Origin of the sequence: Arthrobacter sp. UYEF21 (assembly GCF_040546085.1) — a bacterium.
Lineage (GTDB): Bacteria > Actinomycetota > Actinomycetes > Actinomycetales > Micrococcaceae > Arthrobacter.
In genome coordinates this window covers 63,742-90,112 of record NZ_JBEPNF010000016.1, presented here as the reverse complement: position 1 = coordinate 90,112, position 26,371 = coordinate 63,742, and the positions used below count along the sequence as shown (strand labels likewise).

Sequence of the window (26,371 nt, the reverse complement as noted above, 5' to 3'; positions counted from 1 at the left end):
GCCTTGGTGATCGGGCCCTGGCGCCGGGATTGGCCGGGGGATTCCTCACCGGGGGACCAGCCCGAGGTAGGAGCCGATGGACGGCCCGGTGAACCGGGTCCAGTCCCCGCTCTGCACTGCCAGCCCATACCCGGTCGTGATCTGGATTCCCCGCAGACACATCAACGCATCGATCACCGGCCCGTAGCGGCATGCCGCGGCCGTTACGGCGACCTGCTTATCGATCCGTTTATGATGCTCGGCGAGGAGCTCGGCCTGCTCGACATCGGCCTGGTAGGTGAACTGCAGCGCAGGCTCGTCAAAGCGCTGGCGGTGTAGCCACGGGCCGTGTTCCTGCGTCCAGCGGGTCTCTTTGGGGTAGCGGATGCCGTGGCGCAGCAGGATGGCGTTCACGTGCTGGCGTGCGTGGGCGAGGTCTTTGGCCGTGCCGGAGCGCAGCCGGGACAGGTCCCGCAGCGCTTCCTTCTCCGGGTCCGGGATCCGCACCTCGGTGACCGAGCCGACCGCGAGCATCTCAGCCAGCACCCGGGCGTCCCGCTGATCGGTCTTGATCCGGTCCCCTGGAGCCCGCAGCAGTTTCGAAGACGCCGCGACCACGCAGTTAATCCCCGCGTCCCGCAGGTAACGGGCCAGCACGAACCCGGTCGGGCCGGATTCGTAGACGACCTTGACCGGCGGGGCGAACCGGCGGACCCACTCCAGCACCACAGCCGGGTCAGAAGCCATGGTGTGGTTGCTGATTTCTCCGGTGGCCGGGTTCAGTGCATGGCCCGCGACGTTGACCGCGTGAACATCCAGCCCGGTAAAAGTATGCGCAAACATAGCCGGGACCTCCCAAACTTCACATGTGGCACTACCATTGCACCCCGCGACGAGCCGTCAGGCCAAGGGAGCCGTCAATGGCAACCCACGAACCCTGTGAAACAGAAGGCCCCGGCCTCTTGGCCGTTACCTGGCCCGTGCGGGATAAAGGACATCACCGCCGCGGGATCAGGCCCCGCAGCGCCGCCGAACCGCACAAACGGCACGGATTACACCCCAACCCGGCGCTCCGGGACCGCCCCGGCGATAATGCCCGCCCCGAACGGGCCAGAACCTGCACCCCTCACTTCATATCGTTTAGAACCAGACATGAACACTTGACTTGAACGCGTGTTCATGTCAGAGTAGTTGCGACCTAGTGAGCCACGTCACAAGAAAGTATTGACCATGAGTAGTCAGAAAATCGAGTCTTTGGAAGTCCTCGTCGACAGGCCTGAGGAACTTTACGAGTTGCTTAACGAGGCAGAGGCCTTGCTCCGGCAAGCAGCAATGGCCCATGGGTCTGCCGGGATTAGGGTCACCCGGCATGACCCTGCCCGGTACACCTTCGAACTCAGCGACACGGTCCCGTTTGGCGAGACCTGGGAGCAGACAGCCCGGTGACCTTCGTCGCGGGCTTCGCTGCCAGTTTGGTCCGTGCGGCAACAATGACTCCCTCCCACCGGAGACGCGGGACCGGGCTGTGTCCCGTCCGCCCCTCGAGCCATCGTCATCGAACTCAAAACAGGCAAGTCCAGGCTTAGTACGCGGGCTGACTCAACATTCGCTCTCAGCGGGACGGTCGGTGGCACAGCCACAACCCATTTCACCGTCAACTCCTGCAGTGAGAGGTTCACTGCCGACTGCTTGAGGCAGTCCATCAGATGATGTGCTAAACAAACAACGAGGAGAGCATTATGACTTCAGGGACGAATCGAGCAGGAGGGTCCGGCTGGAAGAATGTCCAAGTTGGAGACAAGGTGCAGCTGGTCGGAAGCGGGCGCCCAGAGTATGTCGGACTGGTAGACGCCCGGACAGCGGACGGTGACATCATTTGGGTGCACGACCCTGTTGATGGCCGCCGCCTGTTCCACATTCAGGATGGCTACGAACTACAGCTGGCCGCATCATGACCGAACCGTTTTCCAATGGCTGTCACAACTGCTCAGGACCCGGAAACCGACCAGATGCCAAGCCGTAACGGAATGCCTCTTTCCAAAACTTCATCGCCTCAGCAGCTATCTATGGAGACATGAATCGGTCCGGACTCTTGAACCGGGGCTTTAGGAACACCTTTCTGGGCGATTTTGGGCGTTCCTCGCTTCATCTCCTGACGTTCCCCTTCCCAGTATCTGAGACACCGCAAACGTGCTGTGCAGTCCGCCGGGTCCGGTGATGGCTCCAGCGACCGTCTCAGGGGAAGAAGCGCCCTTCCCACAGTGTTTTAACGGGCACAGGTTGCCGTGGAAGCAGGGGAGATGAGGTGCCATGGTGAGGATAGCCATCGTGCTGGGAAGCACCCGCCCGGGCAGGGTCGGGAAAGCGGTCGCGGACTGGGTCTATGAGCAGGCGAAGAAGCGTTCTGATGCACAGTTCGAACTTGTCGATGTGGCCGACTTCGGTCTGCCGCTGTTGGATGAACCGCTCCCGCCCTCCCGCGGGCGGTACCGGAACGAGCATACGACGGCCTGGGCGCAGGTCATCGCCTCCTTCGACGGATACATCATCGTCACCGGCGAATACAACCACTCCGTGCCGGGGGCACTGAAGAATGCCATCGATTACCTCTACCGGGAGTGGAACAACAAAGCCGTCGGTTTCGTCAGCTACGGCGGTGCCGGCGGGATCCGGGCGGTGGAACATCTGCGGCAGATCGCCGCCGAAGTGCAGATGGCCGATGTCCGCTCCCAGGTCTCCCTGCCAATGGCCACGGAGTTCGAAAACTACACCACGTTCACCCCCTCGGTTCGGGCGGTGCAGGGCCTGGGACCGGTCTTCGACCAAGTCATCGCGTGGGCCGTCGCCCTCAAAACGCTGCGCCCCTGAAGGAAAAAGCGGCTAAAACACGGCAGGAACCTCCCGGATCATCCGCCGGCGGGATGCGGTCGGCAGGTAGCAACGGTTCCCTCGTCGGCGCCGCCTGCCACGACGACGGGAAGTCACCACTGGACGCGCTGTAACTGTGGTTTCGGCGCCGCCCCCAAGCGAGGGCTTCTCGAGCACTACAATCGCCACATCCCCCACACGACGCTCAAAAAGGCGCCTCACCCACCAAACGCGTCACCAACGCACCGGGTTAGTACCTCTGGGCGGGCAGCTTCTAACGCGCTAGGCGGTGGTAGGCGGAGGCAAAATGTATGAGCGGGTCCGGTACCTCCGACCCCGGAGCGTCACCGCCCAACGCAACTACCTCTCCTACGACGAGCAGATGTGTAGCCGCCGGATGGATGGCAACCGTTCTCAGCTCGAAGTACGCGATCGATCCGTCGAGGATCACCGATCCGGTGGCCGGCCCACGGCGGTACGGGACCTGGGCCAGCAGGCCCTCAACCGGGGTCCCTGGACTGGCCAGCCAGTCCGCCGCGCCTTGGTGCTTGCTGCGCAGCACACTCAACGCCCATGTACCCGTCGCAGCGACCGCTTCGCCGATGCGTGAGCCCGCGTAGAGACTGACCAGCATCGTAGGAGGGTCATCGGAGACAGAGAGAAAAGCAGTCACCGTTGCCGCGTAGTCGCGCTTGCGCAGGGATGTGGAAACCACGGCGACGCCGGCGGAGATGTCCGCGCTGAGCACGCGGTACAGATCGATGTCCGCCTGGGAAGGCTGTTCGCCGTCAAGGCGGTGCGCGTCCAACGTCCCCGGACTCTCCATAAAGTACATCGTTTCACGCTCCGAACCATAGGAGTGCTGTGTTCCTTCCCGGCATCGACCGTGATCTGGTATCAGACATGGTCACGCGGATCGTGATGGATACCTTCATCGAATACACCCAGGACATGATGCGGCAATACACGGCTCGCCCATGGCGATGCCGAGGGCTTTGGCTTCGGGGGAGCGGGTGACGGCGCAGCCATCGTTATTCGAGTTCTGTGGCCTGTGTGGTTATGTGGCCTCAACCGCGACGTGGTGGACGCTGGCGGCTGTTTCTGGCTCTGAGCCGGTGTTCCATGGCACATAACGGTTGGCTGGGGCGATGGTGGTTACTTCATTTTCTTTGAAGAGAAAGGAAGTTGCCATGTTGGAGGAGTATTTCGTTCAGTCGTCCACCATCGATCGGCTTCGGCGCTCATGGATGGGCGCGCAGATCGAGACTTACGTTGATTGGCTGGCCGCGCACAAGTACAAGGACAGGTGCATCTGGAAGCGGGTCCTGCTCGTCTTCGCATTCGGTGAATTTGCCAGTGCCCGGGGTGCCACCACCATTGGGGAGTTGCCTGCGCACGTGGACGCGTTCGTCGAGCACCGGGTTGCACTCCACCGCGAGCACACGGGCTCGACTCGTTCGATGGCCAACGAAGTCCGGTGCCCTGTGGAACACATGCTCTCGGTTGTTCTGGCCGGGTACAAGCCGACCGGGCGGAGGCGCGAGCTTCATCCTTTCACCGACACTGTCCGGGCTTCTTCGACCACCTTGTCCATGAGCGAGGCCTCCGTCCGTTTACGGTGCGTGGCTACCGCATCCACCTCGACCACTTCGAAACCTACCTGCGGCAGATCGGCGTGGAGTCGATTCGGGAGATCTCCCCGACGATCCTTAGTGCCTTCCTCGTGGAGCGCGCCGACACCGGACTGGCCAAGACCACGGTGCGTGATGAAGCGGGTTCGTTGAAGGTTTTTCTGCGTTACGCCTACCGTCAAGGCATCCTTTCCACAGACCTGAGTTCAGCCGTCGGATGGCCCCAGGTCTATCGGCTATCGGACATTCCCCGCTCCATTTCTTGGGCGGACGTCAATAAGGTTCTGGCCAGCGTCGACCGTCGGACCGAGACGGGCAGGCGCGACTATGCCATTCTGCTGTTGCTGGTCACCTACGGGCTGCGCGGCCGGGAAGTCGCTGACCTAACCCTTGATGACATCGACTGGAAGCATGAACGCCTGGCGGTCCCCGAGCGCAAGGCAGGGCACTCAACAGCATTTCCGCTTTCAGTGGTGGTCGGCGAGGCTCTCGTTGCCTATCTTCAGCAAGGACGGCCGACAACCACTGACCGACATGTCTTCCTTCGTGCCGTGGCGCCTCGTCGGCCACTCAGCGCGGCCGCTGTTTCGTCCTGCGCCCGCTTTTATTTGCTCAAGGCGGGGATCAACGTCCGTCGGCCGGGGTCTCACACCTTGCGCCACTCGGCGGTGCAGCGCCTCGTCGATGCGAACTTTGCACTGAAGACCATAGGCGACTTCGTTGGGCATCGCTCCGCGCGTCCCACCGAGGTCTACGCCAAGGTCGCGGTCGAGGCGCTGCGCGAGGTCGCCTTGGGTGACGGTGAGACGGTCCTGGAATGAGCACGAACCTTGCGGCCGCCGTGGCTGACTTTCTGGCCTACAAACGGGCATTAGGCAGGAAATACCTGACCGAGGAAGCCACGCATCTGCTCGTGGATTTTGCCGAACAACGTGGCGTGACCGATCTGGCCGAACTCACTCCATCGCTGCTCGATGAGTTTGTTGCTTCCCGGCGAAGAGAGCGGTCCCGTAGCTTCAACCATCTCATTGGAGTAACCGGAAGCTTCCTTGACTGGGCTACCACCCAGCAGCGCCTGGATGCATTTCACTGGCACGCTGGCCATCGTCGCGAGACGGACCACCGACTGCCTTTCCTATTTGATCCCTCCCAGGCCCGTCAACTACTCAAGGCCGCAGCTGCCCTTCCCGACTACTCCCGGGGGAACGGCCGGGGCCCGACCTACCACGCCATCTTCGCCCTGTGCTACGGACTCGGGCTCCGGGTCGGGGAGGCCTGCAACCTACACCTGGAGGATATTGATACCGCCAGGCAACTCCTCATCGTGCACGGCGGCAAATTCGGCAAGAGCCGCCTGGTCCCTTTCGGACCGCGCATCGGAGAGCTGCTGGCCCTCCAGCTCGAGCGCCGACGCGAGCAAGGTGGAGCCGAACAGGGTGGACCGCTGTTCACTTTCGACGGCCGGCGCTGCGTGCACACGGGCAGCGCGAGCGAAACGTTCAGCCGCCTCGCGGCCGGCCTGGCGTTCCCTGTTCCTGAGGGCACCACAGCGCCCCGCTTGCACTGTCTGCGTCATTCCTTCGCCGTGGGCTGCCTGCTGCGCTGGTACCGGGAAGGCGTGGATCCATCGGCGAGGCTCTTTCAGCTCTCGACGTTCATGGGCCACGTGGACCCATCCTCGACCGCTTCTACCTGACTATCACCCCGGAGCTTCTCTCCGAGGCAAGCCGGCGGTTCGAAGCCTATGCCGAATCTGCCTGGTCGGAGGCGGAGCCATGACCGGGACGCAACAGCTGGGGCCGCTGATCCACTCCTTCTTCATCGACCACCTCGTCACCGTCAAGGGGCTGCGCCCGGCGTCAGTGCACAGCTACAGCGACACCGTCCGGCTGCTGCTGTGCTTCGTGGCCGAGCAAAAGGGAACCAAGATCACCAGACTTACGCTCGAGGACCTGAGCCTCGATCACGTCCTTGGCTTCCTGCGCTACCTGGAAAACGACCGCCACAACCACGTGCGGACCCGCAACCAGCGTCTGGCCGCCCTGCACACCCTTTTCGAATACATCGCCAGCCGGGAACCGGCGATGCTCGAAACGTGCCAACGGATTGAGGCCATCCCCATGAAACGGGCGGCACCGGGGCGCGGGCACAGGAAGTCGCCGAACTGCGGGTCGGAAACCCTGCAGTTGGTCGAGCCTTTCCTCGTCCGGCTCCACGGTAAGGGAGACAAATGGCGGACCTGCCCGCTATGGGACCAGACCGCGAAGCTGATCACCGCCCTGATGGACTCATCGGGTGAACCACCAGCGACAAACGCCCCGGTCTTCTGCTCGGCTACCGGCGAAGCGCTCACCCGCTTCGGCATCTATAAGGCCGTGCGGCGCCTCGCTGGACACCTCGACGATCCCGGCATCGACCGCACGGTCAGCCCGCATGTCTTCCGCCACACCGCAGCGATGCACCTCCTTGAATCCGGAGTCGAAATCAACGTCATCCGCGGCTGGCTCGGGCACGCCGACCTGACAACGACGAATCGCTACGCTGAAATCAACACCAGGACAAAAATGGAAGCCCTGCGGGCAACCGAGCCGCCCGATCCTTCGGCGGCTCGCCGCCCCACCCCCGTCTGGAGGTCCGACGAATCACTGCTCAACTGGCTCTCAAACTCTGATCGTTATGTGGCCCGAATTAAGCAAACCGGCCCGGCCAGAACCGGGCACCGTCGGCTCGGGCCACATAACCACACAGGCCACACAACCCTGATTATGTTCCGCGGAACATAATTGGAGAGCAGGATGACGGGCAGGCCCTCCAGGGCCGGGTTGAAGGCCCACTCGGCCGAAGCGTAGAAGCAGTTCACGTCCACGTGCGCGATCTGCGGCATCCGCCGCATGACCGCCGGCTTAGCCTTGATCCACCGATCCTGGGTTGGTCTTGATGGATTTCGGGGTCGGCCGCGGATTCTGGTTTCGGGCGTGGCAGATCACCGGCCTCGCTGTCGGTGGTGTTCCACTGGATGTTCCTGGTCGGGCCGTTTCCGGCGGGCGGGCCGGGTTCTATGCCGCTTCCGGTGGGGCCTGGACGGTGGTGAAGAGCTCTTCCCAGGCGGTTTTCCAAGGCCAGGCTTCGGGCAGGTGAAGGCGGATACGTCGGGCGCTGGTCGCGATGCGGGCCGGGACGTGGATGAGTTTGCGGCGGATCGTGCCGGTGCGGGCCTTGCTGAAAGGCCCGGCGGCAAGGAGCCCGGCGGCGCGGGTGAGGTTGTAGGCCATGACCGCAGCAACCAGCCAGGCCGAGTTCGCGGAAAAAACACCTGAGGGCAAATGGGCCAGTGCACTGTCTTTCAGATCGGCATTCACCTGCTCGATCTGAGCGTGTTTGCGGTGGGTCTTGTCCGCGGCGACCGTGTCCAAAACGGCGGCGTCCACGGTGGTGAAGAACGCGTGGTGCCGGTGCGTGTCGAACAGGGTGGGTTGTCCGTCGCTGGCTTTCTTGTTGAGTTCCGGGATGCGGCGCACCACCAGGCGGCCGGTGATCTGCTCGGCCTTTTTGCGGGAGCTGAACGCGGTGAACACCGCTTCGGCGACCTCGGCCCGGGAGACCCAGGTGTTGGTGGTTTCGTCGAAGACCGCTTCGGTGTATTCGATCGTTTTCCATGCCGTTTCAGGGATCCCGGCGATGGCGCGTTTGACGGCCGGGTCCATGCGCACGGTCACCGAGACCTCCGCCGCGCCGGCCAAGGCCGCGGAAACCGCCGCATGGCCGTAGAAGGCCGAATCGAAGCGGCGGAGCACCCGCCCGCCCGTGTTGAGCCGTTTGAGGGTGGAGAGGGCATCGGTGATCAGGCGTTTGGCTCCGCGGGCCGAGTTCGCCGCGCCCTTGCGCCGCCGCTGGGCCAGGATCACAGGGGCGGTGTCCTTCGCCGAGGCGGTGGCCAGCAGCGCGTTCAGCCCGCGGACCCCGGAGTATCCGTAGCCGGAGCCCTGCTTGGCGTAGCCGTGGACCTCGATGGTCGTGTCATCGACATCGACGAACACGAAGTCAGCGGCGGTGGGTGATCCCAGCAGCGGGGCCTGACCGGCCAGGTTTCCCAGGAAGCGGGACGCGACCGCGTCCAGCTGGCGGACGTGCCCGAAGGTGAAGGACCGCAGGAACGATCCCAGCGTGGAAGGCGCGTAGCAGGCTTTGAAGAGCCGTTTCATCCCGCCGCGGCGGAGCACGGCCATGTCATCGATCGAGTCCGCGCCGGCGACCATCCCCGCCACCAGAGACGCGACCTTCAGCCCGGCATTGGCACCCTTGTCCGTCGGCAGCGACAGCCATTCATCGGCCAGCTCGTGCAGCCCGGCGTCCCGGGCCAACACCATCACCGGCAGCAGCCCGGCCGACGCCACGAGGTTCGGCTCGTCGAACGAAACTGACAACACGGCAGGCCTGTGGGAAACTTGCATCTACGAAATGCCTCTCTTTTTGGCGAAAATGAGTTCTAGACAAGCTTCATTTTCCGTGAAAAGACAGGCATTCACGGTTTAAACCGCCGTCAGGATCCCGATCCACATCGGTGGATCAAGGCTTAGCGGGGTCGCCCACCACGGTATAGGCGGCCATGATCTCCTGCAGTTCCTGTGCCCTGGACTCCCGTTCTGCGGGCACAGCGTCGGGCGGGGTGGTGTCGGGATGGTGGGTGCGCATCAGTGCCCGGTAGGCGCGTGTTACGTCACCGGCCGTCGCTGCAGGACCCAGATGAAGAACGTCGTAGGGGTCCGGGCTGTCTTCCTTCATGGTCGCGGTTTTTCGTCTCTGCTGTGCTTTTCCTGTCGGGCCCCGGGGCCCGGGTGGGGCAGGGGTGGTGGGGATGGTCCCCGGCCCGTGGGGGTCGGGGACCATCGGTGCGGGAGGCATCGTCGGGGGCCGCTTTTTTTGGTGCGCAACTGGCGCGGTGGCGTGGCTACTGTGGTGCATCGCCCTTTACTCTTCCGGCGGCCGGTCCAATGCCCGGTCCTGCAGGCCTGACCCTGGGCTCAGGCGTTGATTTCCTGACGCTGGTTCTTCTCCGATGCAATTTCGATACGGCGCGGTTTGGCCTTTTCGGCCACGGGGATCCGCAGCGTCAGCACCCCGGCGTCGTAGCTGGCCTTGACCGCGTCGGCATCCAGGGCGTCTCCCAAAATGAGCTGGCGGCTGAAGACGCCGCGGGGCCGTTCGGCGGCGATCAGCTCCGTCTTTTCCCCGGCCGGGTCCTTGCGCTCGGCCTTCACCGTCAGGACGTTGCGTTCAATGTCGATGTCCACCGAATCGACGGCAACGCCGGGCAGGTCGAACGCGACAACGAATTCTTCCCCGTCCTGCCAGGCGTCCATGGGCATGGCCGCCGGCCGGGCTGCGGTGCCGAGGACCTGCTGGGCGAGCCTGTCGAGCTCGCGGAACGGGTCGGTACGCATCAGCATGGTCGTCTCACTCCTTAGAGATCGTTCCTTATCACTTACCCCAGCCGCTTATCTATTGTGGCCGGTATAGATTTTTTATATCACTGGTGTGACACTGGAGCAAGGGTTTTTTCAGGGTTTTGAGGAGGATCTGGTGGAGCCAAAAACTGGCAGAACTACCGCGGTGTATGCGATCTCGGTGGCCGCCGAGCTGGTGGGGACAGGTCAGCAGAACCTCCGGCTGTATGAGCGAAAAGGCCTGCTGGAACCCGGGCGGACCATCGGAGGAACACGCCGCTACAGTGAACAGGATCTGGACACCCTGCGCCGGATCAGCGCACTGCTGGAGGACGGGCTGAATCTGGCCGGTATCCGCGTCGTCCTTGAACTCGAAGCCGTTAACAGGGGGCTGCAAAAGCAATTGGCTGCCGCCCGGGTCCAACGGCACTGAGTCGACTGCGGCCCGCGACGGCACTCTTTTCTGGAGAGAGGATCCGGCGTCCGCCGGCGGGAGTCAATGCCGGCGAAGTCCCGCATCCCGAGGTTCGCATGGGTGCGCTGTCCTCAGGGCCTCGAGCGCCGATCCGGCTCACACAGTCAGTGGCGCTCCCGCCCACGGCGGGCTGTCCTGCTGTCGTCTGCCTCGGGCCGCGGCCAGGGGCCGCTTCGGGGGGAGGGCCCCGGGGTCAGGTTCGCGTCAGATGAGACTGGTAACATCCCGGGGGCAGAATCCCCTCTGCCGGTGATGAGAGGAGAAGGTGTGGGTCCGATAAAGAGTATTTGGGCAAGCGTGCAGGGGGATCCGGTTTTTATGAGGCGGGTCAATGGATGGCTGGCGATCCTGTGGATCCTCATGATCCCGATTTCCCTTGTGATGGGGTGGTTGGACTCGGTCGTATATGTCTCGGCACTGTCGTTGTGGGCTCTCGTGTCCGGTCACTGGTCCGCCTGGCAGGCGGCACGGGTAGAGGTAGCGCAGCTTGAAGACGCCAAGATGCGTGAGAAGGAAGACCTCGTTGCCGAGGTAGTTGAAGCACTCCTGGCCCGAACCAATGTGGAACCGGCCGAAACGGGCCGGTAAACGGCAGGAAATCGCCGGTCGCCCCGGCGGGTGCCCCCTTTACGGGACGACTCGATGCTTCCTTGCGGGAAACCCCTGAGGGCCGGGCTGGCGGCGAACTCCTCAACCAGCCCTTTTGAGACGCTCCTCGGACAGCCTGGGAACATTTTTCCCGCCGGGGAGCGCAGGGCAAAACCCCTGGGGTGCACCAACGCGGTCACGGCGCCGCCCTTCTTCCCGGCGGCGGCCCCGGACGCCGGCAGACCCCGCCGGGGTCAGCGGCTCCTGGTGGTGGGGCGATCGCTTGACAGGGTCCGCCCGCGAGTTAGGAACAGCCACCCGAGGACGAGGACCGCGGCGAGGACGTTGAGGTACCCCAGGAGTGAAGCCACGAGCAGCACGACGTCGTCGCCCGCCAGGTCGCGCCCTGCGGCTCCGGAGACGTTGTGGACGAGCTAGAAAAGCGCCTCAACCGCAAGGAACGACGCCATGACGGGAACCCCCGCCACGGCGTCGGGTCCTCAGAAGAACCGTGGCCACAAGGAACCAGACGAAGGTCAACAGCAGGGGAACCGTCAGGCCACCGGGGCTGGCGCCGAAGCGGCCGTAAAAGTGCAGGTAATACGCGACCTGCCAGACATAGTTGGCGATCGTGACCACGACCAGAGCAACGACCTGCCAGGGAGCCCACAACGACGAGCCACTGGCTTTCTTGGCCCTCGGCCGCCGTTCTCGTCTGACAAACACCGTGCCCCCCCGTTTGTGTGGCCTCCGGTTGGACACCTACCCGCCATACTGCGGGCCTGTCGCGGTCAGGACGGTCCGCCCGGCGGGCGCCCCGCATGAACCCTCCCGGGAATCATGCCCGCCGTTATGTTGGCGGCGTAGCCGGGTGACGAGCGGGCTCCCGGGCGTCGGTGCTTGGCTCTCAACCCGTACGGGTGTCCGCAGGGACTTGCGGTACCTCAAGCCTGAACCTTCTCGCCGAACGATGCGAGACTGGTCGTCCCCCAAGGACACAACCAGGCGCCGAAAATTCCGGGTCATATCGCTGGACGATCAGCCGGGTCATTTATTAGAGTTTCTAACTACGAAAACCGGCAGGGGCGCGAACAGCGCCCGGGGAGGAGGAGCGCATCACCGCTGACCAATACCAGACATCAAATGCCCAACCCGCTGAAAGCCCCTCCCGAGGGGCTTTCCCTATTTTATCCGCCAGTTTTATCCGCCGGCGGCTGGAGATTTTGTCTTCGAAGATCCGGCCGCAACCGACCGTTTCCAGGGCATCGCGTTGGAGTTGGGTCTTGTCCGTTGGTTGATACACGGGTAGAGGGCGACGCCGTCGATGTTGTCTGATTCATCCAGGTTACGCAGGACACTGTTGGTGTCAGACGCGTTCGCTAATTCCGGTGCCTCCAGAAGGCTTTGCGGGCGGTTGGCCCCGTCAGGTTGGTCATGCGTCCCCAGGAACTGTGAATGTGACGATTGCCACTGTTCAAGTGTGGGGATAATCTCTATAGTCAGATAGTCGACAATCGACCGTAAGTGTTTGAGGGAGTGGGAACATGGGCAAGTTGGAAAGAATCTCGATGAAGGACCGTCTCGCGACGGAGCTTCGGCGCAAGATCCTTGCTGGCGATCTTCCTCCTCACGCGCGCGTTGTGGAACAGGATCTTGCCGATGAGTACGGGGTGAGCCGGGCGGTGGTGCGGGAAACGATGCTGGTCCTGGAGCTGCAGGGTCTTATCATTTCCACGCCGTATAAGGGTTCGGAGGTCGCTTCGATTTCGAGAACAGAAGTCGAGGGGCTGCTGTTGCCGCTTCGTATTCACATCGAACAGTTTGCCCTCGCGGAGGGCCTGGCCCTTTTTGATGCGGACACGTTTGAAGACTTCGGACGTGTTCTCGCGGACATGGAGCGGGCGATCTACAACAAGGACATCAACGCTTTCAACGAAGCTGATATGCGGTTCCACGCGATCATTGTCGATGGCTGCCCGACCGATTCCGCGCGAAGCATCTGGGATTCCATCCATCCCCGGATCCGGATGCACTTCGCCATGCAAACCGGACGCACGGGCGCGCTCTCGGAATTCCTTGAGGACCATAAGCGGCTGGTGGATGTGTTCCGGACCGGAGACGTCGCGGCCAGCCGTGAGGCGATCGCGGCCCACATCATCGGGACGAATGAGCCCCATCTGGGTCTGCTCGATGAATCCGCGTAGTCATACCCCCATCTGTATCAAATCACTGCCAAAGGAGACGTTGTGATTGAAACCCAGGCTGCCGTAGAGGCGCCAAACACGAACCAGAAGCACAGACCCACGGTTGACAGGGTGCTCGTCGTCGGGGCCGTGATCGTAGTGGGCATAGTCGTGGCAGCCCTGCTGCTGTGGCCCAACGAGGCCCAGGCCTCGGCAAATGTCCTCTTCGACGGGTCCACGCGCATCTTCGGGGCCCCCGTGCAGGTACTGGGTCTGGGCTGCTTCCTGTTAGCGGTCCTGCTGGCCGTATCCAAGTTCGGGCGGATCAAACTCGGTGAAGGCAAGCCGGCCTATTCCACGTCCAGCTGGCTGTTCATGTTCATTTCCGCCGGCCTCGGATCGGCCACCATGTACTGGGCTTTCATGGAATGGGCCTATTACTATCAAACGCCAGGACTCAATATCACCCCTGAGTCCCGGGAGGCTCTGGACGTCAGCATGTCGTATGCCTTCTTCCATTGGGGTCCCATCCCGTGGGCAATGTATGTGGTCGCAGGAATCTCGATGGCGTATTACATCCACGTTCGGAAGGGCAAACGGCTCAGCTACGCCGGAAACGTCGAGGCAGTAATCCCGAAGGTGAAAGCTGCCGGCCTTGGCGGACGTATCATCGATCTGTTGTTCCTGTTCGGCACGTTCGGCGGGCTGATCCTGACAGTCACGGTCACGGTCAACACCGTCTCTGCCGGTGTGGCAGGACTGATGGGCATCCAGAACGCTTTTTGGCTCAAGGCCATCATTCTCACTTTATCTACCGTGGTCTTCGGACTCAGCTCCTTCATTGGCATCGACAAGGGATTGCAGAAGCTCGCCAAAACGGCCGTCCTGGCGGCGTTCGTCTTTGCCGCCGTGGTGTTCCTGATCGGTCCGTCTGAATTCATCGTGGCCAACGTCGTTAATGCGGCGGGTCTGGAGGCCCAGAACTTCCTCCACATGAGCCTGTTCACGGACCCCAACGGCGGGAGCTCTTTCTCGCGCGACTGGACTGTCTTCTACTGGCTCTACTGGATTTCCTACCTGCCCGGCGTCGCCATCTTCATCACCCGCGTTTCCAAGGGCCGTACCATCCGGCAGACCGTCATCGGCCTGATCGTTGGCGGATCTGCCGGCATCATGTTCTTCTTCGGCATTCTTTCCAGCTACGCGATGAACCAGATGAACCATGGAACCGTGAACGCCCCACAGGTGCTGACCGATAACGGCGGGGACAACGCCGTGGCCCAACTGCTCAACACGTTGCCACTTGGCACTGTCTTTTCCGTCGTGTACTTCCTGATCATGCTGGTCTTTTTGGCCTCGCATATGGATGCGACGTCCTACACGGTGGCAGCTGTCAGCACCCAGAATCTCCCCAACGGCACGGACCCGTCACGAAGCCTTCGACTGTTTTGGGTCATCATGCTGGCGGCGGTGCCGATGGCCATGCTTGCCATCAACGCCAATCTGGGCACGTTGAAAACGGGGCTGACGCTGACAGCCATCCCGTTCCTGTTCCTGCTGGTCACCCAAATCTGGGGCCTCATCCGGTGGTTGAGACAGGATTCAGACCGCATCGACATGAAAACCGGCCTCATCCTCCCGGTGAAGCCGGAAGACGCAGCAGAGCCCGCACCCTCGGAAGGCACCCGCTGACCATGAAAATTATTGACGTCGAAGCGATCTGGCTTCGGATCCCCTCCTTCGGTGAACGGTGTGAGTGGGGCGAGGACGCTTTCCTGGTAAAGGTCCACACCGATACCGGCCTGATCGGCATCGGTGAATCCGACAGCGCCCCGGCCGTTCTCAAAGCCTTGATCGAGACGCCCTCCTCTCATTCCACAAGTCGAGGACTGCGGGAAATCCTGCTGGGGGAAAACCCCCTCGATATTGACCGGCTGTGGAACAAAATGTATGACGAGTCGTCCTACATGGGGCGGCGGGGCGCGGCCATCCATGCCATCAGCGCCATCGACATCGCCTTGTGGGATATTGCGTCACAGCACTACGGCGTGCCGATCCACACGCTGCTCGGCGGCAAGGTCCGCAACGAGATAGCCGCATACGGGACCTTCATTCCAAAGGACAACCCCGCCGACAACGCGACCCTGGTCGAAGGGCTGCTGGAGGCTGGATTCTCCAGCCTGAAGCTTGGCGGGGGCCTGTTCGGTAACGATCCAACCCATGACCACAAGGTCCTGCAGGTCGTCCGGGATACGGCAGGGGACAACATCGACCTCGCCATCGACCTGGTCTACCGGTGGAAGAACTACCGCTACGCCAAAACCCAAAGCGACCGGATGAGCGAGTTCAGCCTCAACTGGATCGAAGAACCACTCCCAAGCGATGACCACCTCGGGCTCCGGCGCCTGGCCGAAACATCCGAAAGCAGGATCTCCGGAGGTGAAGGACTCTCCACCGTGGCCGAATTCACCGAATTTATCCGCGAGTCACGACCGGACATCATCCAGCCGGACATCACCCGGTGCGGCGGCATCAGCGAGATTCGGAAGATCCACGACGTCGCCACACGCTACAGCACACAACTCGTCCCGCATGGATTCAGCACCGGCATCCTCATGGCAGCTACGGTGCAGTTCCTGGCCAGCATCCGGGACGGTGAACTCATTGAATTCTCGCAAAGCACCAGCCCGCTCTCCCTTGACCTGGTCACCAATCCCATCGTCCTGACCAACGGCAAAGTCACCGTGCCGGACACACCCGGCCTGGGGATCGAGCTGGACGAAGACCTCATTGCCAAATACCGCGTTGAGATGACGTTAGGAGCCAGGCCATGACTAGCACGATCGACTCCGTCGACGTGTTCGTCCTGACAAACCCCGAAGCACGGTACCGGACCTCGGCCCACTACGACGAGCTGCAGATCACCAACACCGTGGTGCGAATAAACGCCGGCGATACGTTCGGCGTCGGCGGTGCCATCTCATGGACCGAAGGCGGCGTCGATACGGCCTTGGGCAAGGCCATCGAACACGTGGGAAGCGTCCTCATCGGTCAAAACGCGCTGAACCGGGAGCGACTCCACGGGCTGATGTCTAGCAGGTGCGCCTCCATGTTGCCGCTCTCGCTGGCACCGCTGGACATCGCCTTGTGGGATTTGGCCGGAAAAGCATTCGATGTCCCCCTTTACCAGCTCCTGGGTGGACACCGGGATACGATCCCGGCCTATGCCAGCACCCCCTTCTTCGACACCATCGAGGAATACCTGACCATGGTCGCCCAGTACCTCGACGAGGGGTACCAGGCGATCAAGTTCCACACGTGGTGCTACCCGGACAAGGACCTGGAGCTCGTCAACGCCGTCGCGGAAAAATTCGGCGGGCTGGATATCACCTGGATGTTCGACGTGGAAGGACGCTACAACAGGCACGACGCCCTGCGCGTCGGACGCCGGCTCCAGGAACTCGGATACACCTGGTTCGAGGCACCCTTACCCGACAGCGACCTGGAAGGCTATCGCTGGCTGCGCAGCAAGCTGGACATCGAGATCATCCCGGCCGGCAACGAACTGGTGACCCTTGGCCTGATCCAAACCGGCATGTCCCTGGGGAGCTGGGACCACGCACGGGTTGATGCAACACTCGCCGGGGGCATCACCGGAACCCGGCACATCATGTCAGCCGCCCGGGCTCATTCGATGAATGTCGAATTGCAGTCCTGGGGCTACACCCTCTCACAAGCCGCCAACCTGCACCTGATGCTCGCGTTCCCCAACTGCCGGTACTTCGAACAGGCCATGCCTCAAAAGCCAATGGAATTCGCCGCACTAGACCCCATCCGCATTGACTCTGCCGGAGATGTGCGGGCCTCAGGCAAACCAGGACTGGGTGTTGATCTGGACTGGGACCTGATCGAAAAGCACGCCCTGGTCAAATACACCCTCAAGTAGAGCTGCGGCACGCTAAAACCGGGGCCCTTTCACACGCTGGCGGGGCCCCGTCAAGCAACCTGAACGGGGTAGAGACACAGCACACCGGCAGATCATCGCTGATGGGCGGCGGCGGGGGTTCCCGCGCAGAAAATCATACCCACCATACTGACGGATCCCCACCACCGGGGCTGAGGTCAAAACGCCGTCAACTCTGCCCTCACGATGGCTCGCATTCGTCCGAGATCTGGACCCGTCCGGTGAATTGGCCATAGTCAGCATATGAAATGGGTGTCGGGATGACGTCCCAGTTCCCAGGAAAGTAGACGCCCAGGGCTGGCACTTCGAAAAGTCGCGACACGCTCCAGATTTTCGTTCTACATTGTTTCCCTCGGCGCGTCCCGCGGAGACCGATCGGAACAACTTTCGGGACAGTGAAGACCTGGTGGGCTGTCATGCTCTGACGATGGCTGTCTCCTTCGAATGCACTACCCGGACACGCATATCCAGGCCGGAGTTGTTTGATCTTGCCCGCAGCATCGATGTGCACAAGGGCTCGATGGCGCGGTCACGGGAGGAGGCCGTCGCTGGGGTCAGGACCGGCCTTGATCTCTTTGGGGCAAGAGGTCACCTGGCGGGCCTGGCACTTCGGTGTCCCGATCCGGATGACGAGCCGGATCACCGAGATGCAGGGCCCGGACTACTTCGTCGATGAACAGGTCAAGGGCCCGTTCCGGCTCTTCCGACCCGTCCATGAATTCAACGAGGATAGTTCGCGGCCCTGTTCGGTCCAATCGGGCGGGTGGTTGAGAAACTGGTGTTGGCCGGCTACCTCCAGAAACTCATCGAGACAAGGAACCGGTACCTCACCGCAGACCAGCAGCACGGATAACGCCTCCTCTGTACTGGGCCCGGCCGCCTGGCAGCCAGTTGCCGATTTGGGACTGGGCGGTGAAAGCCACTTCGCTCGCTGGCCGTCTCAGTAAAGGATCCTTTGCTGAGATGGCTGTAGCACTAGCTATCCTGCACGCCTCTCACGGCACCTCGGAAAGAAGATAGTTATGGAACGGCTTTCTTCGACGTGTCGCCGCCTTTCGATGGACCGGACCTGGCGGTTCGCTCCTAGGAACTGGGACGCCCGGTCGGCGGCATTGAGGTCATTTTCCCAAGTCACCTGCACGAGATGTGCGAGGGGCTTGAGGACCAATGCTCGGGAAAGTCACGCTATGCCGGTGGGCCCGGCGTGTGTTCGGCGTCGAGGGAGCCGCCGATGTGGACGACTTCCTGGTTGCGGAAGTGTCCGGCCAGGGTGAACATAACCCCGGCGATGGTCCATGCGGCCAGGACCAGCCAGGGGAAGAGCACGTTTGCGTCAGGGAAATAGGACAGGTCCCGCAGCAGAGTGGTCGAGGCGCCCGGGACGAACCATTGGCCGATGGCACCCCACGGTTCGGGCAGGAACTGCATGGGTGCGGTGGCGGCAGAGATCGGGTTCGCGATCAGCATGGTCGTCACGGCCCCGACCGGGATTCCTGCCGTGCCGATCAGAGCGTTGAGGCCGACGATGAACGAACTCGTCCCGAGCAGCGCCAGCGCGGCGCCCAGCCCGTTGAGCACGGCGTTGCCCTGCAGCACGCCATAGAGCCCCTGCATCACCAGCACGATCAGGCCTCCTGCCAGGATCGAGTAGAGCGCCAGGGCGCCCAGCCGGCGCTGGTTCCCCACCACGACGAGCGAGACGAGGATGCCGCCGATCATGCCGCCAAAGGCCAGCGGGAAGGCCGCCAGCGCCAGGCCGGTGCCCTTCGCATCTGACGCGGCCAGCGGGACGAGGTCGGTCAAGGTGACCTTCGGGGCAACCGGTGCCGGGTGCCCGGCGGCGGTCGCAGGCCCGGCCGCGGCCGCCGTGGCCTGGTTGATTTGGTTCTGGAGCTGCTGTGCGACGCCGGTGAGGATCTGGCTCACCACGGTGCCGTTCGCGGAGGCGGTGAGCACCTCGGGGGCCTGTCCCAGCACCACCGCGCCGTAGGCGTCCCGGAAGCGGATGAGCGTCGTGGCGGCGTCCCTGCTGTCCACCGTGGTGATCGTGAAGGTTCCGCCGGCCTTGTCCTCCAACGCCTTTTCCAGTGCCTGGACCTGCGTGTCCGGGCCGGTGACGGCCACGGGGATGTTCTTCGCCGAGGAGGTGATGCCCGCCCAGGTGAAGGCCAGCAGCACCACCCCGACAATGGACGCGGTCGCTATGGCGATCAGGACGACGCGCGACCATTTGGTGTGCGGCACGGCCGCGGGAACGATCGACATGGTGACTCCCGGCTAGTAAAACGAATGATTGTTCTTTATAGTGGGTGACTGCAGGGGATCCTGCCAAGAACAACCATTCTTTTTGAGGTGGACGCATGCCAAGAGTGACCGACGCCCACCGCCAGGCCCGCCGCTTGGAGATCGCCGGGGCGGCACTGCGGTGCTTTGGCCGGAAGGGGTTCCAGGGAACCTCTATGGCGGACATCATTGCCGAGTCCGGGCTGTCGGCGGGCGCGATCTACGGTCATTTCAAGAGCAAGGACGAACTCATCGAGATGTCAGTCCGCGAAATCCTGGACCACCTTCTGGATGAGATCGACGCGGTCAGCTCCTCCGATCCATTGCCCGAACCCCACGAGGTCCTGAAGGCATTCCTGCGGAGCATCCGCGAGGACATCGTTGACCGCGGCCTTCTCCTTCAGGTCTGGGCCGAGGCAATGACCGATCCCGGCCTGCGCCGTATAGCGGCCGGAACGGTCACCGGGCTCAAGAAACTCTTCGCCGAGTACCTCACCACCTGGTACACCCAGTCCCGGGGGCTCACGCCCACGGAGGCTTCGGCCCGGGCGGACAAGTATGCTGCGGTCATGCTGGGGGCGTGCCAGGGCTTCATCGTCCAATCCGCGCTACTACCGGGCTTCGACGCCGAGGAATACCTCGCCGGGCTCGACGTGATCTCCCCGCACTGAGGGGCAAAACACGTCCCGCGCTTGTTGGGGGTCTGAGTAGCAGTGGAACGGAATCGTGCGGTAGTCGGGCACTTATGCGTGATTGCATGCTATTTGTCGGAAAACGACCATCTACCGTCCCCCGACACTGCCGGCGACACGCCGCGAAATCCATGTCTAAAACCCGCGCCGGAAATCAACGTCGTCAAACCCCGTGGCACAGGTATTATCGACACATGTTGATCGGATAGGCGTGTGCGTCTCCACCACCGACCAAAACCCCGACCACCAAACAGACGCCCTCGCCCGCGCCGGCGTCGACCCGGCCAACGTCTACCGCGACCACGCCAGCGGCGCCAAAGCCAGCAGGCCCAAGCTCGACAAGGCCCTCGCCTCCGCCAACCGGGCCGGTGACCAGCTCGTCATCACCCGCCTCGACAGACTCGGACGCTCAGTCCTCCACTTCGTCACCCTCGGCGCAGCCCTCCGGGAACGCGGTGTGGGATTGCGTGTCCTCGAGCAAGGCATCGACACCACCACCGCGGAAGGACGGGCAACCTTCGGGATGCTCTCCGTCCTCGCCGAACTCCAACGAGAACTCATCATCGCCAACACCCGCGACGGCCTCGCGGCCGCCCGCGCCCGCGGACGAACCGGAGGAAGACGCCCCAAACTCACCCCCGACCAGGCCCACCACGCCCAACAGCTCTACGACGCCGGGGACCACGCCGATCAGCGCATCGCTGATCTGCTTCAGGTACCGCGCTCCACGATCTACGGCCACCTCAACAAAACAAGCATCGGACGACGCCCCACCCCGGCGCCGTGACCCGGGGTAACAGCGGTGCCTACCAGAACCTCTGCTACCTGGCCCCACCGGCTTAGCGTGACTTTCCCGAGCATTGGTCCTCAAGCCCTAGCGAAGCCTGTGCTCTGCGTCTTGCCGGGAGTTTTAGCCGGAAATGTGAGTGCGAGAGTGTTCAGTCGCCGGGGTGGGGAGACCCCTCCCGGTGAGATTGACCCCAGTTAGTGACATGCTCGACCGTGGCCGTATCGGTTTGCTATTCCGGGCTGGCGCTGCGCGAACGAAAGAAGTGAAGAGAGCCGGGACAACCCAGTGTCCCGGCTCTCTGCTGTTTAGGCCTCGATTGGTTACCTCAAATAGTCCCGGACATATCTCTCGAAGCACTCGAAGGGGGCGTTCAGCTCATCACTCTGCCGGCTCGAGCAGTGATTCTGCTTCCGGGGCGACTGTGGAGACTTTCTTCTGGCCACCCATTACGAAGAAGTAAGCGAACCCGGCGGTGATGAGCCCGACGGGCCAGGCAAAGGCTGCAACCGCGCCAAGGGCTGGCACGAGTGCCATGGTGGCTGCGATCGCGGCTGTCGGGACGAATACGCCGACGGCTTTCGGGTTGACTCCCTTTCGGAAGAAGTACTCTCCGTTTTCGTCTGACCGGTAAAGGTCTTTGATGTTGACGATGCCGCGGTTGATCAGGAAGTAGTCGGCGGCCATGATGCCGAACAGGGGTCCGAGGAAGGCGCCCAAGCCGCCGAGGAAGTAGTTGACGACGACCGGGTTGGAGTACAGGTTCCAGGGCATGACGAGCAGTGCCAGGACTGCGCTGATGATGCCGCCGCGGCGGAAGGTGATGTGCTTGGGCCAGACGTTGGCCAGGTCGTAGGCGGGGGACACAAAGTTCAGGACGACGTTCACTCCGATCGTGGCCACAATGAACATCACTGCGCCGACGACCAGGATGAAGGTGTCGGGTACCTTAGCGAGGATCAAGGCGGGGTCGGTGATGGCTTCGCCGAAGGCGACAACCGTTCCAATGGTCATGGTGATGCTGATGGCAGCGAATGCCGCGAAGTTCACAGGGATTCCCCAGAAGTTGCCGCGGACAACCGACTTCGCCGATTTCGCGAAGCGGGTGAAGTCGCAGTAGTTCAGGAGCATGGTGGCGTAGGTAGCGACGAGGAGGAAGGCGCCGGTCAGTACGCCCCGGAATGCGTCGCCCCCTGCCAGCGGGTTGATCGAGAGGTCCATGGGGATGTTCCATCCTGCCAGGCTGAAGAGCCAGATGGCCATGGCGAGCATGACGGCCCAGACAATGGGCCCGGCCCAGTCCTGGAAGCGGCGGACAGCTTCCATGCCGCGGGTGATGACCAACAATTGCAGGATCCAGAGCAGGATGAAGCAGGCCCATCCCAGGAGTGACAGGCCAAGGAAGCTTTGGTTCTGCCACTGCTGCAGGTCAGGATCGATCCTCAAGAGAAGGACGACGACAGCCATGGAGGCCAGATAGGTCTGGATTCCGTACCAGCAGATGGCTATGACGGCTCTGATGAGGGCGGGGATATTGGCGCCCCAGATCCCGAAGCTGATGCGTGCCATGACGGGGAAGGGGACGCCTGTTTGTTGTCCCATTTTCCCGGCCCAGTTCATGCCGAAGAAGAGGATCGCGGTGCCGATCATGATTGCTGCCAGGACCTGCCAGCCGGTGAGGCCGATGACGAACAGGCCAGCTACGAACGTGTAGGTGCCGATGTTGTGGATCGCCGACATCCAGACGGCGAAGAAACTGTAGGAGGTCCACTTCCGCTCTGTTGCGGGGGCAAGGTCCTCGTTGTAAAGCCGGCCCGATGGATCGAGCGCGGCCAGGGACTCGTGGCTTGCGTCCATGATGACTCCTTTGTCAAACATCTTTGGTGGGTTCGGTTGGGGTGATGCGGTTTGTTAGGCGGTGTGGTTCACGGCCTCGAGTGCTGCCGGGGCTGCGGGGGTGTCCCGGAATCCGTGGCGCTTGATGAACCGGCCGACCGGGCCGGGGTCGTGGAATCCGTTTTCATCCACGACGATCCGTCCGGCTGAGACCACAAGCTGGGGCCAGCCCCGCAGAGCCTTCCCGTCGAACGGGGAGAAATCGGTGCCCATATGCAGGGCGGCGCCGGAGACGGTCCGTACTTCGGTAGGGTCGACCAGGACAAGGTCTGCGTCGAAACCGGGCGCTACGACGCCCTTTCCCGGAACGGCGTTGATGCGGGCCGGCCCGGCGGAGAAGACCTCCACGAAGCGTTCAGCACCATGGCCTTCGGGCGAAACCATGGTCGTGAAGGTGACAGGCATCCTGGTTTCGACACCCGGAAGCCCGTGCGGCATCTGCCGGATGTCGTCACTGCGTTCGCGTTTCTGTGACAGGTCGTAACAGGAGTGGTCCGACGCGACGGTGTCGATGGCGCCGGCGAGTACCCGTTCCTTGAGGGCGGCGACCGTTTCCGGGCTGCGCATCGGCGGGCAGCAGGCGTACCATTCCGGAAAGTCTTCGCCGTAGACGGTTTCGTCCAGCGTCAGATAGTGCGGACAGGTCTCCGAATAGGCCCTGAGCCCGTCCATTCGGGCTTCGGTCACCAGGTCGACAGCTCCCGGGGTGGACTGATGGACGAAGTACACCGGCGCTCCGGTGTACTCGGCCATGGCCAGGGTTTCTTTCACGGAGATTTCTTCGGCGAGCTCCGGCCGGGTCCGGTGCAGGTGACTAATGCCGATGTCACCGGTGGCTGCGTGCTCTGCGGTGCAGTCGGCGATGATCGCGTCGTGTTCAGCATGAATGTAGGTAAGCCCGTCGAGCCGGACCATTTGCTTCATGACGCGCAGGATGGTGTCGTTGTCCGCCATCGTGGAGCCGCGATTCGTTGTATACATCTTCACGGACCGGATTCCCAGCTCAGCGAGCTCGTCCAGCTGTGCCGGCACCGTTGCATCCCACGTGACCACGGATGCGTGCAGGCCCACATCGCAGCGCGACTCCCGGGCCAGGGCAATCTTGTTGCGGGCTGCCTCCAACGGCGTTTCGGCGTCGTCCCGCGGGATGCCGAAATCAATGATTGTGGTGGTGCCACCCCAGAGTGCTGCCGTCGACGTCACCGAATAATCGTCGAGGGTGCGGTGTTTGCCCGTAACCTGGGCGACGTGACAGTGGCCGTCCACCCCGCCGGGGAGTAACAGGCGCCCGCGAGCGTCGACAGTGGCGGCTGCTCGGGGCACCCGATGAGCGGCGTCAACGAGTTCCGCGATCTTTCGGCCCTTGATGAGCACGTGTGCGTTCTTGCGGCCGTCGGCGTTGACGACCGTCGCATTGGAAATGACAAGATCTGGCAAATCTTCCATTGGATACCCTTCTGTGGAGTTCGGCTTCCGCCGAGTGACGATTTTTGGGTGCACTAAATAGAGCGACGGCAGGCCGATGGCAGCGAACCGTCTCGAGTACCCGGGGTCAGTGGTGCAGGTAATAGTCCTTGCGGTACTTCTGGATGTGTTCCCTGGACGCAGCGCCGGCGCGATCAGGGTCGCCGCTGGCGATGGCTTCGTAAAGTTGGCGGTGTTCCCGGATCAGCTCGGGAAGATCCGTTGCGTGCCGGAAAAGCCAGTGCATCCGACCTTGAAGCGGCTCCAACGCCGCCCGCAGGAACTCGTTCCGCGCGATACTGGTGATGGCGTCGTGGAACTGATTGTTTGCTGCATGGGCTTCGAAAATTGATCCTGTCGCCAAGCAGCTTTGCGCCGTGTCCAGCAGAGAATTCAGATGTGTGAGCTCCGCGCGGGTGGCCCGTGCGGCTGCCAGTTCACTCGCCAGGACCTCCAGGGCAAGTCTGACATCGAACAGGTCGGCGACCTGCTCGGGCGTCAGGCTGCTGACCACTGTTCCCCGCGAGTTCGCCCGGTCGCTAACGAGTCCCTCCTGCCGCAGCATGCGCAGAGCCTCTCTAACCGGCAACCTGGAGACGCTGAACTCATCCGCAAGGTCGCGCTCGACAAGCCGCGTGCCCGGAGCATAGTGGCCCTCGAAGATCCGGTTGCGGATCGCATCACGCACGCTCTCGCGCAATGGCCGGTCATCAATGCCTGCCGAACTGTCCATGATGTGTACCTCTGATATGGGTGCGAACCGGGGGATTGATCCTCACCGGACACGACCGTCGTCAACGTTGTCCATACCGGCAGGTGGAGAGACGGCAGGGGCTGTTCTTCGGACCTAAGTGATGAATCCCTTTTGGGATACCTTCTTGGGATACCCGTTTGGGATCCCAAAAACCAGTGTGAGGTCTCACACTTGTCGACGTCAAGACTTTTCTTGAAGCGGTCCTTAAAAGAAAAGCTGGGCCCCAGCAGCGGACTGCTCCCGGGGCGATTCAGCATGCAAAAAAATGCTCGTTCGGCGACGATCTGGTTCGTGGGCTCGGGAACGACGGCCTTGATCTTCCGGGCCCGCAGGAGCTAACGGTTGGCCCCGGGAGGAGTAGGCCTTGTCACCCGTCACCGCGTCGGGGCGGGTCCGCGCCCCGTCCCGTCCCGTTCCGGGGCGCGGGACGTTGATGGCGTCAATGATGCGGGAACACCCGTGAGTCCGAGCCCTGGCCCGGTCCAATAATGAACGCCAGAGGCCGGCCTTTCCCGTCGCAGGCGTGGTGGATCTTTATGCTCAGCCCGCCCCGGGAACGCCCGACGGCGTGGATCCGGTCCCAGATCCCGTCTGCTGCGAAACGGCGGCGGCGCTTCCACACCGTCTACCACAGACCGAACTGCTCCGGCAGGTCCCGCCGCGCAATCCCGCACCGGTACCGGTAGGCAATGCCCTTGACGACCTGGCGGTGGTTCCGGAACGGGCGACCGCGCTGGCCGTCGGAACTGGGCAGCAACGGCTCAACGCGGGCCCACTGGGCATCGGTAAAGACCTGGAAACGAGCCACGCTCCAAGTTTTCCAGCCGGGGATCAACCTATTTGGGAGACAGGCCCTAGAGGCCCAGGGCTGCTTTCAGTTCCGCCACGTGGCCCTTCGCGGTGACCTGGTACTGCGCGAGGGAGACGTCGCCGTCGGGATCCACGACGACGGTGGAACGGACAAGGCCCTCGGTAACCTCGCCGTTCACTAGTTTCTCGCCCCACGCGCCGTAGGCAAGGGCCACGGCGTGATCTTCGTCGGCCAGAAGCGGAAAGGTAAGCCCCTGGTCGCCGGTGAAGTGGGCCAGGTCCGTAGGGGAATCCGGGGAGATGCCCAGGACTTCATAACCGGAGTTCTTCAGGGAGGCCAGGCTGTCGCGGAAATCGCACGCCTCGGTCGTGCAGCCCGGGCTGGCAGCCTTCGGGTAAAAGTACACGATGACGCTCCGGCCGCGGTAGTCGGCCAGCGACACCGGGCCGCCGCCGGCGTCGACCAGGGTGAAGCCCGGCGCAGGCGTACCGGGCAGCAGCTTTACGGAGGTGGTCTGGGGTGTCGGGTTCAGGTTCATGATCTTCCTATGCA

At 62.7% G+C, this 26,371-nt stretch carries 25 protein-coding genes and 1 pseudogene; 14 read left to right on the top strand and 12 right to left on the bottom strand.

Annotated features, from left to right (window positions below):
• Positions 1-45 precede the first annotated feature (45 nt).
• Positions 46-822, bottom strand: coding sequence for an IS110 family transposase (locus tag ABIB27_RS15845; protein ID WP_354254235.1), 777 nt, complete (start codon positions 820-822; stop codon positions 46-48).
• A gap of 387 nt (positions 823-1,209) precedes the next feature.
• Here ABIB27_RS15845 and ABIB27_RS15840 point away from each other — a divergent pair, with 387 nt between their 5' ends.
• Complete coding sequence (locus ABIB27_RS15840) at positions 1,210-1,425, top strand: hypothetical protein (protein ID WP_354217984.1); 216 nt, start codon at positions 1,210-1,212, stop codon at positions 1,423-1,425.
• 882 nt (positions 1,426-2,307) lie between these two features.
• Positions 2,308-2,847 carry an NADPH-dependent FMN reductase gene (locus ABIB27_RS15835; RefSeq protein ID WP_354254234.1) on the top strand — a complete coding sequence of 180 codons (540 nt, stop codon included), beginning with the start codon at positions 2,308-2,310 and terminating at the stop codon, positions 2,845-2,847.
• Between the two features lie 274 nt (positions 2,848-3,121).
• Here the strand turns inward: ABIB27_RS15835 and ABIB27_RS15830 are convergent, their stop codons facing one another.
• Positions 3,122-3,682 (bottom strand): flavin reductase family protein, encoded by a 561-nt coding sequence (locus tag ABIB27_RS15830; protein WP_354254233.1) that lies wholly within the window; start codon positions 3,680-3,682, stop codon positions 3,122-3,124.
• Positions 3,683-3,711: 29 nt separating this feature from the next.
• Between ABIB27_RS15830 and ABIB27_RS19490 the strand changes: the two are divergent.
• A pseudogene (locus ABIB27_RS19490) lies at positions 3,712-3,801 on the top strand (DUF8370 family protein); the annotation flags it as partial.
• A 103-nt stretch (positions 3,802-3,904) separates the two neighbouring features.
• On the opposite strand, the gene ABIB27_RS15825 reads toward ABIB27_RS19490, so the two are convergent.
• Positions 3,905-4,039, bottom strand: a complete 135-nt coding sequence (locus ABIB27_RS15825) for a hypothetical protein (RefSeq protein ID WP_354254232.1) — start codon at positions 4,037-4,039, stop codon at positions 3,905-3,907.
• Between the two features lie 285 nt (positions 4,040-4,324).
• On the opposite strand from ABIB27_RS15825, the gene ABIB27_RS15820 reads away from it, so the two are divergent.
• From ABIB27_RS15820 to ABIB27_RS15810, 3 genes are all read left to right on the top strand, one after another.
• Positions 4,325-5,299, top strand: a complete 975-nt coding sequence (locus ABIB27_RS15820) for a site-specific integrase (protein WP_502909236.1) — start codon at positions 4,325-4,327, stop codon at positions 5,297-5,299.
• On the top strand, positions 5,296-6,174 hold the full coding sequence (locus ABIB27_RS15815; protein WP_354217988.1) for a tyrosine-type recombinase/integrase: 879 nt from the start codon (positions 5,296-5,298) through the stop codon (positions 6,172-6,174). Before ABIB27_RS15820 ends, ABIB27_RS15815 begins: the two co-directional genes overlap by 4 nt.
• Positions 6,175-6,253: 79 nt before the next feature.
• Positions 6,254-7,261: a tyrosine-type recombinase/integrase gene (locus tag ABIB27_RS15810; protein WP_354217989.1), complete on the top strand. Its 1,008-nt coding sequence runs from the start codon at positions 6,254-6,256 to the stop codon at positions 7,259-7,261.
• Between the two features lie 273 nt (positions 7,262-7,534).
• On the opposite strand, the gene ABIB27_RS15805 is transcribed toward ABIB27_RS15810, so the two are convergent.
• From ABIB27_RS15805 to ABIB27_RS15795, 3 genes are all read right to left on the bottom strand, one after another.
• Positions 7,535-8,929, bottom strand: a complete 1,395-nt coding sequence (locus ABIB27_RS15805; protein WP_354254231.1) for an IS1380 family transposase — start codon at positions 8,927-8,929, stop codon at positions 7,535-7,537.
• A 115-nt stretch (positions 8,930-9,044) separates the two neighbouring features.
• Complete coding sequence (locus ABIB27_RS15800) at positions 9,045-9,260, bottom strand: DnaJ domain-containing protein (protein WP_354217410.1); 216 nt, start codon at positions 9,258-9,260, stop codon at positions 9,045-9,047.
• Positions 9,261-9,499: 239 nt separating this feature from the next.
• Complete coding sequence (locus ABIB27_RS15795) at positions 9,500-9,925, bottom strand: Hsp20/alpha crystallin family protein (RefSeq protein WP_354217409.1); 426 nt, start codon at positions 9,923-9,925, stop codon at positions 9,500-9,502.
• Positions 9,926-10,058: 133 nt separating this feature from the next.
• Between ABIB27_RS15795 and ABIB27_RS15790 the strand changes: the two genes are divergently transcribed.
• The 6 genes from ABIB27_RS15790 to ABIB27_RS15765 all read left to right on the top strand — a co-directional run bounded on the left by ABIB27_RS15790 (position 10,059) and on the right by ABIB27_RS15765 (position 17,114).
• Entirely contained in the window at positions 10,059-10,355 is a 297-nt protein-coding gene (locus ABIB27_RS15790; protein WP_354217408.1) for a MerR family transcriptional regulator, read from the top strand.
• A 360-nt stretch (positions 10,356-10,715) separates the two neighbouring features.
• Positions 10,716-10,985: a hypothetical protein gene (locus ABIB27_RS15785; RefSeq protein WP_354254230.1), complete on the top strand. Its 270-nt coding sequence runs from the start codon at positions 10,716-10,718 to the stop codon at positions 10,983-10,985.
• Positions 10,986-12,529: 1,544 nt separating this feature from the next.
• On the top strand, positions 12,530-13,189 hold the full coding sequence (locus ABIB27_RS15780; RefSeq protein WP_354217405.1) for a GntR family transcriptional regulator: 660 nt from the start codon (positions 12,530-12,532) through the stop codon (positions 13,187-13,189).
• Positions 13,190-13,231: 42 nt separating this feature from the next.
• A complete protein-coding gene (locus tag ABIB27_RS15775) occupies positions 13,232-14,860 on the top strand; it encodes a BCCT family transporter (protein ID WP_354217404.1) in 1,629 nt (542 codons plus the stop codon).
• Positions 14,861-14,862: 2 nt separating this feature from the next.
• Positions 14,863-16,002: a mandelate racemase/muconate lactonizing enzyme family protein gene (locus tag ABIB27_RS15770; RefSeq protein ID WP_354217403.1), complete on the top strand. Its 1,140-nt coding sequence runs from the start codon at positions 14,863-14,865 to the stop codon at positions 16,000-16,002.
• A complete protein-coding gene (locus tag ABIB27_RS15765) occupies positions 15,999-17,114 on the top strand; it encodes an enolase C-terminal domain-like protein (protein ID WP_354217402.1) in 1,116 nt (371 codons plus the stop codon). The genes ABIB27_RS15770 and ABIB27_RS15765 overlap by 4 nt, the downstream gene beginning before the upstream one ends.
• A gap of 1,203 nt (positions 17,115-18,317) precedes the next feature.
• Here ABIB27_RS15765 and ABIB27_RS15760 read toward each other — a convergent pair.
• Positions 18,318-19,397: an ABC transporter permease gene (locus tag ABIB27_RS15760; protein WP_354217400.1), complete on the bottom strand. Its 1,080-nt coding sequence runs from the start codon at positions 19,395-19,397 to the stop codon at positions 18,318-18,320.
• A gap of 95 nt (positions 19,398-19,492) precedes the next feature.
• Here ABIB27_RS15760 and ABIB27_RS15755 point away from each other — a divergent pair, with 95 nt between their 5' ends.
• A complete protein-coding gene (locus ABIB27_RS15755) occupies positions 19,493-20,086 on the top strand; it encodes a TetR/AcrR family transcriptional regulator (RefSeq protein ID WP_354217399.1) in 594 nt (197 codons plus the stop codon).
• Between the two features lie 232 nt (positions 20,087-20,318).
• Positions 20,319-20,894: a recombinase family protein gene (locus ABIB27_RS15750; protein WP_354217398.1), complete on the top strand. Its 576-nt coding sequence runs from the start codon at positions 20,319-20,321 to the stop codon at positions 20,892-20,894.
• 381 nt (positions 20,895-21,275) lie between these two features.
• Here the strand turns inward: ABIB27_RS15750 and ABIB27_RS15745 are convergent, their stop codons facing one another.
• From ABIB27_RS15745 to ABIB27_RS15725, 5 genes are all read right to left on the bottom strand, one after another.
• The gene (locus ABIB27_RS15745; protein WP_354217397.1) at positions 21,276-22,751 is read right to left on the bottom strand and encodes an NCS1 family nucleobase:cation symporter-1; all 1,476 of its coding nucleotides are present in this window, start codon (positions 22,749-22,751) and stop codon (positions 21,276-21,278) included.
• A gap of 54 nt (positions 22,752-22,805) precedes the next feature.
• On the bottom strand, positions 22,806-24,236 hold the full coding sequence (locus ABIB27_RS15740; protein ID WP_354217396.1) for a dihydroorotase: 1,431 nt from the start codon (positions 24,234-24,236) through the stop codon (positions 22,806-22,808).
• A 106-nt stretch (positions 24,237-24,342) separates the two neighbouring features.
• A complete protein-coding gene (locus ABIB27_RS15735) occupies positions 24,343-24,987 on the bottom strand; it encodes a GntR family transcriptional regulator (protein WP_354217395.1) in 645 nt (214 codons plus the stop codon).
• Between the two features lie 646 nt (positions 24,988-25,633).
• Complete coding sequence (locus ABIB27_RS15730; RefSeq protein WP_354217394.1) at positions 25,634-25,816, bottom strand: transposase; 183 nt, start codon at positions 25,814-25,816, stop codon at positions 25,634-25,636.
• Positions 25,817-25,862: 46 nt separating this feature from the next.
• Positions 25,863-26,357, bottom strand: a complete 495-nt coding sequence (locus ABIB27_RS15725) for a peroxiredoxin (protein ID WP_354217393.1) — start codon at positions 26,355-26,357, stop codon at positions 25,863-25,865.
• Positions 26,358-26,371: the final 14 nt, after the last annotated feature.

Excerpts from the sequence above, each read along its gene's own strand:
- ABIB27_RS15845 (WP_354254235.1), bottom strand. The coding sequence starts at position 822 with ATGTTTGCGCATACTTTTACCGGGCTGGATGTTCACGCGGTCAACGTC.
- ABIB27_RS15840 (WP_354217984.1), top strand. The coding sequence starts at position 1,210 with ATGAGTAGTCAGAAAATCGAGTCTTTGGAAGTCCTCGTCGACAGGCCT.
- ABIB27_RS15830 (WP_354254233.1), bottom strand. The coding sequence starts at position 3,682 with ATGTACTTTATGGAGAGTCCGGGGACGTTGGACGCGCACCGCCTTGAC.
- ABIB27_RS15825 (WP_354254232.1), bottom strand. The coding sequence starts at position 4,039 with ATGGCAACTTCCTTTCTCTTCAAAGAAAATGAAGTAACCACCATCGCC.
- ABIB27_RS15815 (WP_354217988.1), top strand. The coding sequence starts at position 5,296 with ATGAGCACGAACCTTGCGGCCGCCGTGGCTGACTTTCTGGCCTACAAA.
- ABIB27_RS15810 (WP_354217989.1), top strand. The coding sequence starts at position 6,254 with ATGACCGGGACGCAACAGCTGGGGCCGCTGATCCACTCCTTCTTCATC.
- ABIB27_RS15805 (WP_354254231.1), bottom strand. The coding sequence starts at position 8,929 with ATGCAAGTTTCCCACAGGCCTGCCGTGTTGTCAGTTTCGTTCGACGAG.
- ABIB27_RS15800 (WP_354217410.1), bottom strand. The coding sequence starts at position 9,260 with ATGAAGGAAGACAGCCCGGACCCCTACGACGTTCTTCATCTGGGTCCT.
- ABIB27_RS15795 (WP_354217409.1), bottom strand. The coding sequence starts at position 9,925 with ATGCTGATGCGTACCGACCCGTTCCGCGAGCTCGACAGGCTCGCCCAG.
- ABIB27_RS15785 (WP_354254230.1), top strand. The coding sequence starts at position 10,716 with ATGAGGCGGGTCAATGGATGGCTGGCGATCCTGTGGATCCTCATGATC.
- ABIB27_RS15780 (WP_354217405.1), top strand. The coding sequence starts at position 12,530 with ATGGGCAAGTTGGAAAGAATCTCGATGAAGGACCGTCTCGCGACGGAG.
- ABIB27_RS15770 (WP_354217403.1), top strand. The coding sequence starts at position 14,863 with ATGAAAATTATTGACGTCGAAGCGATCTGGCTTCGGATCCCCTCCTTC.
- ABIB27_RS15765 (WP_354217402.1), top strand. The coding sequence starts at position 15,999 with ATGACTAGCACGATCGACTCCGTCGACGTGTTCGTCCTGACAAACCCC.
- ABIB27_RS15760 (WP_354217400.1), bottom strand. The coding sequence starts at position 19,397 with ATGTCGATCGTTCCCGCGGCCGTGCCGCACACCAAATGGTCGCGCGTC.
- ABIB27_RS15755 (WP_354217399.1), top strand. The coding sequence starts at position 19,493 with ATGCCAAGAGTGACCGACGCCCACCGCCAGGCCCGCCGCTTGGAGATC.
- ABIB27_RS15745 (WP_354217397.1), bottom strand. The coding sequence starts at position 22,751 with ATGGACGCAAGCCACGAGTCCCTGGCCGCGCTCGATCCATCGGGCCGG.
- ABIB27_RS15740 (WP_354217396.1), bottom strand. The coding sequence starts at position 24,236 with ATGGAAGATTTGCCAGATCTTGTCATTTCCAATGCGACGGTCGTCAAC.
- ABIB27_RS15735 (WP_354217395.1), bottom strand. The coding sequence starts at position 24,987 with ATGGACAGTTCGGCAGGCATTGATGACCGGCCATTGCGCGAGAGCGTG.
- ABIB27_RS15725 (WP_354217393.1), bottom strand. The coding sequence starts at position 26,357 with ATGAACCTGAACCCGACACCCCAGACCACCTCCGTAAAGCTGCTGCCC.